At 53.9% G+C, this 14,344-nt stretch carries 6 protein-coding genes and 1 pseudogene; 3 read left to right on the forward strand and 4 right to left on the reverse strand.

Translation table 11 applies throughout. From position 1 onward, the window contains the following. Positions 1–3 precede the first annotated feature (3 nt). Genes ACR0B0_RS19590 through ACR0B0_RS19605 form a run of 4 tightly spaced genes read right to left on the reverse strand, consistent with a single transcriptional unit; the run spans position 4 to position 12,803 of the window. Positions 4–4,002, reverse strand: a complete 3,999-nt coding sequence (locus ACR0B0_RS19590; protein ID WP_480649203.1) for an Eco57I restriction-modification methylase domain-containing protein — start codon at positions 4,000–4,002, stop codon at positions 4–6. Beyond that, positions 4,002–6,773, reverse strand: a complete 2,772-nt coding sequence (locus ACR0B0_RS19595; protein WP_480649205.1) for a helicase-related protein — start codon at positions 6,771–6,773, stop codon at positions 4,002–4,004. Before ACR0B0_RS19595 ends, ACR0B0_RS19590 begins: the two co-directional genes overlap by 1 nt. Beyond that, positions 6,766–11,946, reverse strand: coding sequence for a DEAD/DEAH box helicase (locus tag ACR0B0_RS19600; RefSeq protein WP_480649207.1), 5,181 nt, complete (start codon positions 11,944–11,946; stop codon positions 6,766–6,768). The genes ACR0B0_RS19595 and ACR0B0_RS19600 overlap by 8 nt, the downstream gene beginning before the upstream one ends. A gap of 26 nt (positions 11,947–11,972) precedes the next feature. Then, on the reverse strand, positions 11,973–12,803 hold the full coding sequence (locus tag ACR0B0_RS19605) for a hypothetical protein (protein WP_480649209.1): 831 nt from the start codon (positions 12,801–12,803) through the stop codon (positions 11,973–11,975). A 70-nt stretch (positions 12,804–12,873) separates the two neighbouring features. Here ACR0B0_RS19605 and ACR0B0_RS19610 point away from each other — a divergent pair, with 70 nt between their 5' ends. From ACR0B0_RS19610 to ACR0B0_RS19620, 3 genes and pseudogenes are all read left to right on the forward strand, one after another. Continuing rightward, on the forward strand, positions 12,874–13,584 hold the full coding sequence (locus ACR0B0_RS19610; RefSeq protein WP_480649211.1) for a hypothetical protein: 711 nt from the start codon (positions 12,874–12,876) through the stop codon (positions 13,582–13,584). Then, positions 13,581–14,258, forward strand: coding sequence for a hypothetical protein (locus ACR0B0_RS19615; protein WP_480649213.1), 678 nt, complete (start codon positions 13,581–13,583; stop codon positions 14,256–14,258). The genes ACR0B0_RS19610 and ACR0B0_RS19615 overlap by 4 nt, the downstream gene beginning before the upstream one ends. Then, a pseudogene (locus ACR0B0_RS19620) lies at positions 14,255–14,344 on the forward strand (IS5/IS1182 family transposase); the annotation flags it as partial. The gene ACR0B0_RS19615 and the pseudogene ACR0B0_RS19620, both read left to right, overlap by 4 nt.

The following is a 14,344-nucleotide window of genomic DNA, read 5'->3' on the forward strand; positions in this document are numbered from 1 at the left end:
CCCCTACATCCCCATCGCCGTGAATTCGCCGTTTGCTTCCATGCGGTCCCAGGCTTCGAGGACGAGGCGGCGGGTGCGGTATTCGCCGTGTTGGCGGATTTCCTTTTCCTTGAGGACGCGGAAGGTTTCCGAGGGGTAGTCGGGGCCCTTCACCTCGGCGGGATCGAGGATGTAGCGCAGCTCGTCGCGGGTCAGGCCGTAGGCGCGGGCGTAGAAGGCATCGAGCTCGGCGCGGAGGAGCGCGCGGCGGTCCTCGTCCCAGGCGAAGGGCGGGCCGTCATGGCCCAGATCGCGGGCGAAGGGGGCGAGACTGTGCGAGGTGTAGGTGAGCTCCAGCACGCGAGGCATCACGAAGTTCAGGTGCGAGCCCGAGTAAAAGCTCGGAGGCAACACCGGAAGCTGCTGGATAATGAAGTAGTTCAGGTGGGTGCCTCCCACCTTGAAGCGGGTTGCAAAGTCGAAAACGAATGAGCTCAGATTTCCCGAAAGAGCGGCAATCTGCTCTGGAGTAATATGGTCTTCAAACAACATCAGGGGAAGGCTGTTACCTGCTCCGATGGCTCGAAAAACCGTTGCTATGGCTGTCCGAAATACATGCGCACTAGTTACATCGCGCCAACCCAAAACCCATTGCCTTCTCCAATCTCTAACGGAGAGACGACTGTTCACCTCACTTTCGGGGACCCAATAGCGCGGAATCGGTTCGAAACCGCGGTCTTGTTTCTGCAATTCGGTGCACTCTTCGAAGTTGACTTCGCCATCTACGTAGCCAGCCCAACGATGATCAAACTGATGGATCATTTTGGCTTCGTAGAGAGGGACGTAGCGTTGTGGTTTTCTTGGTGCACCGCCTTCAAGAGCGAATGACCGAGTGTCAGCACCATCTACGTCAAGAGCGCCTTGCGCAGGTCTGGCACCTTCTATCACCCAGTCTGCGCCATCGCGGGCAAACCCCGCGTTATCCAGTTCAGTAGCCGTTCGGAAGAGACTGCTGTCGTTCGACATGTCCAGCATCCGAATGAAGCTGATTGCCCAAGGATTGCCACTTACGACGTTGCCTTCGTCTATGAGAACCGGCGTATTTTTGTGAATCTTGGCGGACAGCTCGGCATCCCAGCGGGAGCGAAAGACCGGTGCGGTTCTGGTATTCGGGTTGATAGCTGCTATCTCGTCAGGAGACAGAGTGAAGAAGCGTTCTTCTTCCGCTATCGCGCCTGTATTTCTGAGGAAGAACGCGAATGTTGGTTCGTTAGTCGGCTCCCTGGATAGCGAGAGAAGGCAGAAGCGGAAAGAATGGTGGACGGCAGGGAAGATGAACTCTTCATTCTCGAAAGAGATCAAACCCGCCAAGAGTTCGTTATTGACTAGGTGCGCAAAGAATGGAGCCGTCGTGGCGTCTGTTGCCACGCCAGTTGGGACGATAACACCTGCACGGCCTTCTTCCCCCATCAGACTGGCGAATAGTTCAGCGAAAAGCGCGTAGGTATTGACGTCTCCTTTGCCGGTAAGAGCGAAGCGACCTCCCTCATCGCCGGATACGCGTACAAAGGTCGAGTTGGCTTCGGAAAAACGCTTCGCGCTCTCGAACTCTTTGAACAGAGCGTGTTTCGTGGAGCCAATTTCGGCACTTCGGAGGCTGGCGATAAGCTTGTCACGGGCCGCTTTGTTAGGCGCAGTCGCAATCTCTGCGTCACGTGAAGCGAAGAATTCCTTCTCCAAGAGCTTGATCTTTTCCCAAGGAGGGTTGCCGAGCACGACGTTGAACCCCCCGCGCCCCATGATGTCGGGGAACTCCAGCGGCCAATGCAACGCCCGCGCCTGCATCGCTGCCTTCGCGTTCTCCATGATGGGCTTGCGGCCTTTCCCCTGACCAACCGCCAGCCAGACATCCTGCGAGGTCGGCACAATCCGCTCGGAGTCACCGCTTGGCACGTCTCCGGTCTTCGGCAGCAGAAACGCTGAAGTGTAGAGGTTGCAGCCCATGCGCGCCCGCAGGAAGGCGTCCTGCTTGCGGAGCGAGCGGTAGGCCTTCGCCTTGGCCTCCACATCCTCGACGGTGTCCTCCGGCAAGTCCCGCAAGTCGGAGAACTCGGCCGAGAGCGGCGCGGTTGGCAGGTCCGACCGGCCGCCGGTGAAGTCGAACGTGCCCTGGCCCTTCTTCGCGTCCTTGTTGGCGCGCTCGTAGAATTTGGCGACGTCCTTGTCGTCGCCGGTCAGCGGCTTGTAGGCGGCGTCGGGAATGCCGTCCTCCAGCACCTTCAGATCGAAGACGCCTAGCAGCGCATCGCCGCAGCGGATCTGCGCGTCGAAGAAGCCGAGAGGAAGGCCGGGATCCACCGTCTCGATCCAGAGCGCGACCTTGGTCAGCTCCACCGCCATCGGGTTGCGGTCCACCCCGTGGATGCAGCAGCGCGCGACATCGCGCAGGGCGTGGCGGAAATCGACGAGCGAGGGTGTACCCTCGGCCCGGATGCGGGCAAGTCGCGTGGCGATGCGCCGGGCGGCTGCCAGAAGAAAGTGGCCCGAGCCACAGGCGGGGTCTATGACCGAAAGCTTCAGCAGCGCCTTGGCGGGGTCGTCCGCTTCGGCCTCTGTCTTGTCGAGCACGGGATCGAGCGCGGTGTCGAGGAGCGCCTGAACGAGGCTGTCGGGCGTGTAGTAGGAGCCGGTCGTCTTGCGCTGGTTGCCCTTCTGCTCGGCGGATTCCGATGCAAATCGCAGCTCCCTGCCGTCGTCGGATAACTGAGGCTGGAGTTCCAAGAGAGTCTCGTAAACGGACCCCAGTTCTTCGGTCTCCATAGCGCGCCAGTTCACCGGCACAATGCCGGACTTGTCGCTGAGCCAAGCAAGTCGGTACAGAGCTTCCATAAAGGCCTTATTGCGGAGTTTCGCAGTGTCGAGGCGAGATGTCTTCTTCTGTGCGAACAGGCCACCTAATGCTGGCAAAGCCAGCTTGGACTCACCTCGCGTCAAGGCACCGAAAACCACCTTGAGACCTTCGTAGCGGTCGTGATGCCGATCCCAACTGGACCGTCGAACGCACTGTGATCGCAGATGTGCCAGGCTATAGCCTTCCACGTAGAGTTTACGTGCGTCCTTCTTGGCATTGGGCGCATGCAGCAAGTTGCGGTCTTCGGCAACCATCAGAAAAATAAGCCGATAAACCAGCCGGAGCAGTTCGTTAAACCAGTCGGTCAGAGGCAGGTCGCCGGATTTCAGCTGGTTCTGGAGATCCGGGTTTGCTTCCAGAAACCCTGACCCTAGTGATTTCAGAGCCAACTGAACTTGGTCCGCCAATCGGTCTCGAGCAGCTTCCCCCTCTTTTGACCCGGCTTCGCGCCACCGCTCCAATGCGCAATCCGTCGCCGGGGTCTCAGCTTTACCAAAACGGGATCTATGGATGAGCAGCCAGAGTACCGCGAAGGAGGCTATGTCCTCGTTTGAAAAGATCTGCTCCAGATCTGCTTCTATGTAAGCAGGACGGGTCAGCGATGCATTGTCGCGCATGAGCCTTAACGACTTACCATTCGTGACAAGACCCCAGAGGGCGTCTTCATGTTGGTTAAGGTAGTCTTGCAGCGCAAACGCAGGTGAGAGAGACCGTTCGACTGAAAGCGTCGGGCTCCGTTTATCGAGTTCCTCTTCTGGCGGAACGATCACGACTGGTGCGCGCCCTCCAGCGATCTGCGAAACCGGCGCCGGTGCCGCAGCCATGTCATCAAATCCGAAGGCTTCCTTCAACAAACCCTGCACAAACCGACGCGTTGCTTCAGTTGATGGAGTTTCAGATTTTCGGAAATCGTCGAAATGCGATTGCCCCACGCGGAAAGCCAATGAAATCTCTTCCCGAATGCTCAGACCTTTTCGGACGCCATAGTCTTCTTCGGCTTGCTCTGAGGCTCCGCGCTGGTCGACCTTGGCGACCATTGCTGGTGCAATGATGTTGCCTTCCAGAGTGAGGGATGGCCAAGACGAAAGATCAACAACCTGTTTTCTAGCCATTATTCTTCCTCGCTTGGCATCAAAACAAACAGTCCGATGACATCAGGCGGGAGCAGCGGCTCCACTGTAACTTTCGATCCGGAACCGGTTGCAGCACGGATTCTTGCATGGTCGCCGACAAGCTCATCTGCGCGCTCGGCAACGTATTTCGCGATTGGACCCTCTAGCAATCCGGGCAGTTGCGCTTGTGCCTGTTTGACGAATCTCTCACGCGCAACCGGGGCAAGGTTTCCGGAAGCTGTTGCGCTCAAAAGCTGGCGCGCATCATCCCCGCTGCAAACCAACTGTTCGCCTTCTAGGGCCACCAGGGCGGCCTCTTCGGCAAGCAGTAACCGCTCTCTTCGTGCGTGAACCCGAAGTTTGTAGCGAATTCTCAACAAGGCGAGTCTTGTGACCTTTTCGACCTTGTTAGTAGGCCAAGCGCCCAGTCTGCCAATGCCGAGGTCGTGCATTGAGGCTGGATCCAGTGACGCCTCGACCAATGTTTCCGCAAGCGTTGCAGTAAGCGGGTGCGTTCGCGTCAATAGAGCTGTACCAGATGGAGCCGGTTCAGACAGGGCCAGCTTAATTGTTCCAGTCAGAGCCTTTTGTTCCAAACGCTCCTTCAGTGGAAGATCAAGCGCATGAACGTGAGCGCGTACGAGCGATTTCTTTTCTTCGAGCGGAACACCAAACCGAGACATGGAGCGTTCGAGAAAGGTTTTCGCATCTTCTGGAGATCCAAGCAGGTTTGCGACTTTTTCCCATTCCGGAGCCACTTCGTTTGGTTTCATTGCATTTTGGGCGAAGCGTGCACGTGACGCCTTTTCTTTCTCGGACGCATCTCTCCAAACTGCTTCCATTATTTGGGTTCCGTCATCGAGGCGCAGATCAAAAGCTAGTTGTCGGGTTCCACCCTTTTTGAGCATCATCGCGGCCATGAGTGCGTCGGTAACGGGAGCCCGGTCGTCGGGCAGTGGAACAGTTACCCCGGTCGCTTTACGGATTTCTTCCGCTTTTCGGAGAATTACGTCTAGCACGGCGCCATCAATTGCGCTGTCGGGAGAGAACATCATGATGGACCGCACCAATTCGGCCGGCTGGCCAAAACGATCTACACGACCTTCTCGTTGTTGATGTCGAGTTGGGTTCCAACTGAGATCATAGTGAACAACCGCATCAAAAATTTGCTGGAGGTTGATCCCCTCAGAGAGGCAGTCCGTCGCAACAAGAATTCGTTGAGGTGGACTTTCGTCGTCATCGTCAGGGGCCATGTCTGCAACGCGATCACGCCGTTCATCAGGCGTCAGCACTCCGGTGACAGCCTCAACCGTCAATTTGGGGAAGGCTTTTCTCAATCCATCCCTGACATGTTCCGCCGTTGCCAGGTATCGACAGAACACAACCGGATTGGCTCCATCCTTTATCATCGGTTTCAGAATGCCAATCAGCGCTGCTAGCTTTGGGTCTTTGGCCGCTACCAAGTCTTCCGCGCTCTGAATGAGATCGGCTAATGCCTCATCCACGGAGAAAGATGCGCTGGGCTCAACATCCACCGCGTCTTCATCATCGCCGTCCTCATCAAAAACCTGTGGTTCCAACCGATCTGCCTCGTTGGACATCCGGTTTCTCAGAGCGCTCAATGCAGCCGCTGGCGACGAGCCGACACAACGCATCAGCGCAAGCGTGCCCCAAAATGCCAATCGCCTGTCTCGTTGGGCTTCTCCAGCTCTTTCGACAACACCGAGGCAATAGTCCAAAACCTGTTCTTGGAAGTTCAAATGCTCTTGGGTCAGCCGATAGGGTGCTTCCGTCGTTTCATGCTTTGGAAACGCGCGATCTTCTCCCCAGTCCTTTGAAACAAGATCGATTCTACGGCGTTGAACAAAGTGGCGTGCCAGTCTTTCACGATATCGAACATCATCAAATGCCAACGAGGCAAAGGCAGGATCGATGAGTGAAAGCAACCGTGAGAACGCTTCCTCGTCTCCCGAATGCGGGGTTGCAGTCAGCATAATGATCCGTCGTTCAGGATCTTTTGCGAGACCAGACAATAGCTCAAAGCGCTGCTGCTTGCCTTTGTGCGTCCCAACACATGCGTGCGCTTCATCAACAATCACGAAATCCGGGCAAGCCTTGGCAAATCCGTCTCGGCGTTTATCGGCTTTGATATAGTCCAAGCTGACGACCGTGAAGGGATATGCGTCGAAGAGAGATTGCGCCAGCGGCAGGCCACGTTCAAGCCGCGCGGCAGAGCTAGATGTAACGGCGACGGCTTCGATCCCAAACCTGGAGTTCAATTCCATGATCCATTGATCGACTAGATGGGGAGGGCAGAGGACCGAAAAAGTGTCAACTTCGCCACGATCCATCAGCTCCCGAAGAATAAGTCCGGCTTCGACCGTCTTTCCGATACCAACATCATCAGCAATCAATAGCCTTGGCACTGGCATGCGCATTGCCATGAGCAGAGGAACTAGCTGATAAATCCGGGGTTCGAAGGCGAGATTTGCCGCTGAACGAAAGGGTCCAGCGCCGCGCCTCAGAGTAAGTCGAAGTGCGTCCGACAACAGAGCGGCTTTCGATTGTACCGTTAGAGCAGCGTCATCAGGTAAATCAAAGCGCGCAGCTTCAACGCTTTCCAACTCCAGGGTTGGATCAAGAACGACAGTATCTTTCTCGTTTCCAGTGAGTGGTCTGAGCGCGAGAAGACCTTCTTTTGGGGGAGGGAGTGCGACCCATTCACGACCGCGGGCCCGTACCAAGTCTCCGGGTGAGAATGCTTCAGTCATGATATGCTCCGCCAAGTAATTCGATCAGTTCCGCGGGAACACCTTCATTCGGCTCACAAGGCAGCGATACGATTGTCCAACCTTTTTCGGCGGCAATAGCATCTGCTTGCTCAGAGGCCAGCCCGATTGCTGCTGCCACGTAGTGATCCCGCCAGGCGAATTGCACCTGCTGCTCGCCAAACGTGAATGGTTTTGCATCTGGAGATGGCAAATCCGCGTGAGCAAATGCATTAATCCAAGCTTCGGTAGATGAGCTTGTGTCTGAAGCCGTGGAAGTGGTCAATTCGCCCCTTGCAAGGTCCACCAAGAGTTGCTTGGCCTCATCGCTCACTCGGTCAATCAACTCATGATCTGGCTGATTAAAGTAGGATAGCAAGCATCGGTAACAGCCGCGAACACATGCATCGTCCGTGTCCTTGAGCAGTGACCCATCACCTGCTGCGACAGCGGCATCTACTTCTTTGAAGTGCATCAGATTCAGAGCTGCAAGCGCGACCCGGCGCAGCGCGTTCTCGTCCTCGACAAGGCGACTTAGGACACCGGCGCCCCCTTCTGTTGCTTCATAAGCGAGAATAGTGCGCCGGTCGTCACGTTTCGGCAACGGCTCCCCAAGTATTTCCCCTTCTTCTAGCTGAAACACGACTTCTATGCCGCGCATCAACGCGTGTTGAACGGTGGCCAAGGTCTCTGGTTCATAGAGATCGGGGCGATGAAACCTGAACAAGAGAGCGTTCTTGTGATCGCGTACGATTGGTACGATCCGGACTGGTTGCACAGCGTCTGGTGGGGGATCGGTATCCGCATCTTCGTCTGGAGTTTTTGCCCAATACCCTGTCCGTGGGTCGATCAGGAAGCCAAGAACAGTCTGGTCCCTGCGGCGTCGTAACCCTTTATTAATTCGGCTTATCTCTGCGCTGTTCGCATATTGCAGGTCGAGCAGTCGCTTACCTCCGGCAAGGTACTGCGCTTCAGTGATGTTAGATTTTCCAGCCTTTTGCGGCCATGAGAAAACGGTTTGAATTTCGAAACCTTGCCGGACACGCTCTTCGTCATTTGCAGTGATACGCTCCGCAGGGGCCGCCTCAACGTTGTCAATTCTGAGAGTTCTCTTAACGGGCAACTCACCAGCCATAGAGTGATCACAGGCATGGCAACGTTCGACTTCCTCTTCATGCGAGGCGCCACAGTTTGGGCAGATCGTGATTTCTTTTGTTGCCAGTTCTTGCCCATCGGCAGTCCGTGTTTCCGGCGGCAGTTTTGCTTTCATAACCCGGAATGCGCGGCCCTCATGGTATATTAGGCTTCTTGGTCCAAACTCTGCGATTGCAAGAAACCTTGCGCGCTGTAAGTAAGCCCCGCTTTTCCCCTCACCGGGCACAAACGCATAGAGAGGAAGACGCGGAAAATTGTATCCCGGTAGGAAACCTTCCGTGGCAAGATAGCGGTAAGAATAAAAGTCGGAGCCGTTTGACGCCTTTCCTTGCTCAAGGATCGTGATTTGGTCGTTGGCTTGGGCTTGCGCGGCCCTGATCTTACGCCGGTCAGAAGCGGACAAGCCAGCCTGCTGGGACTTCTTGTTGGCTTCAATCAGTTGTGTTCTCGCTGAATTGTAAAGTTCTCTCCAGCGGTTGAATGCTTTGTCGAACTCGTGCGGTGCTTCCGCTGCAACCTCTGCCACAAACTCTTCCGGGGATGTCAGCCATTTCGGCATTTCCCCACCCAAAGACTGGAGAATCTGTGCTAGCACACGACCCATTGGCGCCTTGGACCGTTCCACCAGGCTTGATGCCTGAACGACTGTTAATATCTCTGGTTTGAGTGGATAGTCTTCGTTCTCAAGATCCAGGATCAGCGGAATATCCGGTGATAGTGCGAGTCTCGCTTCTGCTAACCACACCGCGTGTAGGTGGGAGGTGACCAAATCTCGATTGGTGATGTCGAGTGCCGGTGGTTTGACGATACCAGAGACCATGTCGTTCCGACGTTCGAAGAAGTATTGATCATGTGGTGATTGGGCCGCGCAATAAGTAAACACGACAGCTGCCTGACCTGAACGACCGGCGCGTCCAGCGCGTTGTGCGTAGTTTGCAGGCGTCGGGGGTACGTTTCTCAGATAAACCGCGTTCAGTGCAGATATATCGACGCCCAACTCCATTGTAGGTGAGCAGAACATTGCTGGCAAAAACTGGACTGACTCACCGCTTTCTTTGATTTGGAGAGCATTCTCCTCGAGCTTGGCAATATCATCATCCTCAAACCGGAAACGCCATTCTCTCCATTCTCGCTGTAGCTGGGTCACCTGTGCCGTATGTTCGCGGCTCTCGAGACCCCAATAACTGCTGTGTCCGCCTTTGAGATCTGCTGCGATGCTGGTGTAAAGATCGTGAAAGTAGGCGTTTCCACGGAATTGGGCGTCATTCACCGCAGCACCAGGCACCAATCGCACAGCCGACGGTGAAAGTTGCCAACCCTGTTGGCCGTCATCCAGGCTTACTGGGGTCAGCAGCCCTTCTTCGCTCAGATACGAAAGGACTTCTTCCATCACCCTCAGGTAGTCATCCTTGCCAAGTTTGACGCCGAGCTTGCTGCGCTTGTTGATTAGCTTGGCAATTCTAGAGTTATGGCCAGCACGTAGAATTGTTTTTTCTTCCCGAAGGCCGATGTTGCCGCGCCTTGGAGGCTGTAGGTACAAAATTGACTGCCCTTGAAGACTTTCCTTCTGATCAATCGACCAAGGAGATCGCAGCAGGCCTCTCGATTTCTGAGCGGTTGTGTCCAGTATTGGCAGTTCGAGTGCCTCCGTCCGGACGGCCAAACCTTCGATCATGGCTTCTAGGAATGTGCGGAGAACCTCGCGTCTGTCTTGCGTAGGTAAAGCACCGAACTCTGGAAGAATTGCGGTTAAGCGTTCTTGGTCTCCTGCAATTTCATCGAGGCCAACAAAGTCCAAGGCGACGAGATTTAAGATGGACAGACTTGGATTTGTAAATCGCCAACCGCGTCGGAGATCTGTCCAAACGCGATGTGCCATGACCTTTGCAAGTGCCCGCTCTGCGTCTTCTCTGATGACAGCACCCGCCGTAGGATCCAGCATCCAGTGAACGCGTGCATCCTTGTTATTGGCTGTGAACCCAAGAGCGCGAACGACGCGCAGTCCAAACTCTTCCTCGCGCAACCCGTAGGACCCTTCGTCCAACACGGCCCGAAGAATTGCTCCGCGCAGCAAGCTTACAAACAGAAAATCGTTGAAGTGCCCAGCTTGTAGTGCTGCGTCCTGCCTATTGTCTGTGAAGCCAAGAATCTTGCGTTTGTCTTTCGGGACATTGCTGCTTGGAGCGTTCAACCATTCAAGGGCGGTTGAGACCAGCAATGTGGTCGCAGAGCTTCTGCCCTCGCCTGAAAGGCCGGCTAATTTGCTTCTTTCGCGCATGCCAGTTGGCGGTTCATGCAGGCAGCAGGTGCAGAAACCGAATTTTCCCGGCAAGAACCAAAAGTCCATTCCGCTTGAACCTAGACGACCGTCAGCGCCAACCGTCACGGGCTGAGGGGCGCGTGCGCGTCTATAAGAACGCAATCGTTCAACACCGCGGTGCTCTTCAACCCAAGTTTCAGGATAGCTTTCGATTTCCCCTGTATAACGGTAATCCGCGTCGCCTTCACCAGTAGGGGTTAGGTATCCGGCAATGTCTTCTTCATCGTCGTCGATGGGGGTGTCATCGATGTTTCGAGGAATGAAACTGGTTTGGCCGTCTCGTTCCACTTTTGTGACGACGTGATATTCTTGACCGCACTCGCGACAAAACCGCGTGGGGTACATTCTGTGGCCAGGGTTGTTTGGATCCTCCAATTGGCCATCTAAAAGAACAGTTCTCGGGTGATCGGTTAGGGTGGTAAAAAACTCACCAGCACCGGAAACAAACCGATGCAGTTTGAATGCCAGAAATGCAGCATCACCTGATCCGCCTCTGTCCTTTTCGGGCAGACTGACGAGAGTGAGAAAGGTTTCCAACACCTGCTGACACTGATCTTCGCTCTCTCCGGAGGCTTTCTTTAGCTCTTGAACAGCTTCACCAAATGGAATTGGTCGCTTGCGCTTAAGGTCCTTGCCGTCGTCCAAACCGAGTGCCAGCTCACACCAAACAGCCAATGGATGTTTCTTAAGCTGGTCGTCAGTGAGTTCTGAAGGGATCCCTTGGCTTATTGTTTCTCCAAGTGTGGGGATGACATCTGCAATCTCTATAGAATCATCAGTTGAACGCCGTAGCGCCTCGTCAATAACGGCGTCGGGACCGATGCTGGCACCGAACAGTCGCGAAGCAACCTGTGAGACAGCCAGGGCCCGCCCATCGTCGCTTCCTTCGCTGGCCATTGTTGCGGACGTGCCGATACAAATCGGTGCTTTTTCGCCTGCGCACCGATCTCTCAATCTCCGAACCAGAATAGCTACATCAGCGCCTTGTCGTCCGCGGTAGGTGTGAAGTTCATCAAGAACGATAAACTCCAGGCCCTTTGTGTTCTCGACGACTCGGGTGTCCTGATCGTCTTGGCGGGTTAGCAAAAGCTCCGCCATCATGAAGTTTGTTAGCAAGATGTCGGGGGGATTGGCCGCGATGCGTTGTCGCTCCTCCTGACCTTCCTGACCCGTGTAGCGGGCGACAGTTGGGAGGAGCTCCATTGGTAGGCCAGACTGAGAAATAAACTTCTCAATTTCTTTGATTTGGCTATTTGCGAGAGCGTTCATCGGATAGACAATGATGGCTCTTGTTCGCCGAGATTTATCCGCTTTTTTTGCCCTTACGATAGCGTCGACGATTGGAACAAAGAAGCAGAGAGACTTACCAGATCCCGTACCTGTCGTGACGACAAAACTTTGACCTGCACGCGCTTTAGCGATGGCTTGAGCTTGATGCCGGTGGAACCGAAGTGGCTCGGCTCCGAACCGGAAAATTTCACCGGTAGCTTTATCCAAATCTCCAGTAGAAATGAGTTCGGCAGTTGTCGGGCCTTCTTCATAGCGTGGGTTCAATGACAAAAGCGGGTCCGGCCAGAAATGGCCGTCTTGATAGAGTGCTTCGACCTGCGACTTTAGATCTGTCGCACGTAAGGCGCTGAACGATTGCGAAAAGTGCGCGTAGTTCTCAATGAGACTGCTGTCGAATTCGAATGCTTTCATTTCAATCTTACTGCCTGCAAATAGCTTTATTCGGTTACCCTAAGGTCTGTAGCTCGTTCAGCTCTTTTTTCGGGCAATGTCGCAAAGCGAATACCTTTTAAGGAGAGTTTGTCGCGCAAATCATTCATCCTACGCAAGTCATATGCGCTTCCTTCGGGCACAATCATGAGAATTTCGGGCACAAGTTTTTGAATTAACGCCAATTGCCCCAGTATACCGATAATATCGCGGCGGTTGACTTGACTACGATATGACTTTGTTTCGATTGCAAACCGGCGTCCGTCTGCACAGTCCACGACAAGATCGGGTTGGACCGGTTCGATAACTTTGCCTGAGAGAATGGTGACATGACTAGTGTTGAACAACTTCGCCCCAAAGCGTTCGAAGTAGTCGGTCACGATGGTATCGAACTGCTGAGCTCTTTCCGGTGCAGAAATCGCAGCACTGGTAACTGAGTTAGACGCCTGCTTTCTCTTTTTTCGTAGTTCGTCATACTTTTTCTTGAGCGCAACCTGACCGGAATGGCCCGCAAAGACTTCGGCGGCCGATTTTTTGGCTTCCGAAGGGTCCAATTCATTCATTTTCATCAGGAACATCACCAGGGTCATGCCGAGCCATGGAGGTCTCGCGGCAAAGATATCCGGGTAATTTTTTTTTAACCAAGCGCTTACATTCACAGTTTTCTTTAAGCTATCCGATTGTTTTCCTTTGATATTAGCTACACGTTGGAGAACTTCACTCGAAGTTCCGAGCCCGTAGAGTTCTGGTTGGCTCATTGCCTCTGAAAGAGCTTCGCCAAGCTCGATCCAGTTTTCTCTTTTTGCCACGCCTTCAAGGCTGCCGGATTTTTCCGCCATTTTTTCCCTGTATTCTGTATCCGAATATCCTATTCGGGTAATCCCATCAAGGATAGTACAAGATCTACCAGTGAAAAAAGACCCCAAATCACACCCAACATCCCGCACCGTAAGAAAAGCGGGGCAAAAAAAGAGAGCAAATTACGTCAGTGCTCCGAAATGTGCTGGATACATCCAATTGGAGAGCACATTGGAGGCCACGACTGCCTTTGCGTTGGCGTTGGATCCGCGTGTAGCCAGTTTCCGGCCCCAACCTTGCACATATGATCTTCTATCGGGAAGGTCTTTTGCGAAAAAAGAGAATCTTTTCGATGAGTTTGTCGGAAAGCGCTATCGCCCCAAGCCTTACACTCCCGACTTCCTCGTCAGAATGCGGGATGGTCGAACAGCTTTCGTTGAAACTAAAGCTGAAAGGTGGCTCAACGAGGACCTCCATCGGGATTTTTTGCCAAAGTTTTTCAAATCTGTTGGCCATCATTGGACACTGATTACAGACGAAACGCTGACGGAAATCGTGGCTCACAACGTCCGCACGCTAAAGGCGGTTATTGATAGGCCACCAACGAAGAAAACTCTAGAAGTCCTTGCTGAAGTGCCAACCGAAAGTGTCCGTCTTGGTCAGCTGATCTCCGAGTTTGATCTTGGTTCGGACGAACTCCTTTGCGCTATCCTTTCTGGGTTTCTTGCAGTGGATCTTTTTAGTGGACGTCTTGGGCCGGCTTCGGTTGCGTCTTTGAACCCAACTCCCAAAACAAATCATCTGGAGATTATCGAGCTGTGACCCACGTTCAGCGACAGTATATTGGCTGGCATGTTCTGATCGAAGAACAGACCTTCACCGTAGTAGAAATTGGAGTGCGCGACGGTTCAGTCTCCTTGACTGACAAGGACGGTGTTTATTCGCACATCAGCTTTGAGAGATTCAGAGAACTCATTCATTCCGAGATGGCGTTCGATCCGAACGCAGATGCCAGGTCACTGCGCCGAATGCTCAACGCTTCTGAGCAGAAAGAACTAAGCTTCAAAAAACGTGTTATCACAGCGATCAGAGTGCATAGAGGAGGTGGTCTCACTTGGCAGGCAGCCTACAATCGACTTGTACTAGACTTCTTGGATGACAAATACACGTCTTTCCGAGCTAATGGTTTTCCCTCACTAAGGACTGTTCAATCCTGGGATAAGCTGGACCGTTCAAAAGGCGATGCAGGGCTTCGACCCAAACACACGAACAAAGGCAACCGAGCGCCCAGATACGACTTCTTGTTTGAAGAAGTCACTTACGATCTGCTCGAAGAACGGTTTTTGACTTCGGATCGCATGACGGTTACGTCTCTCGCAAGGCTTGCCAAAGCAAAGTATCAGAAAAAATGTGAAGAACTGGATCTCAAGCCCGGACCATGCGGTAGCAAATGTGTAAACGCAATTATTCAGCTATTGCCACATGCAGATGCCTGAAGGCCCACCGTACCGCGACCAGTTTGGGCGTCAAAAAAGGGGGCGTGGACGCCTGATCGGTCGCACCAAAGGCGGCATGAACACCA

It is taken from the genome of Ruegeria sp. BA12 (assembly GCF_056539625.1).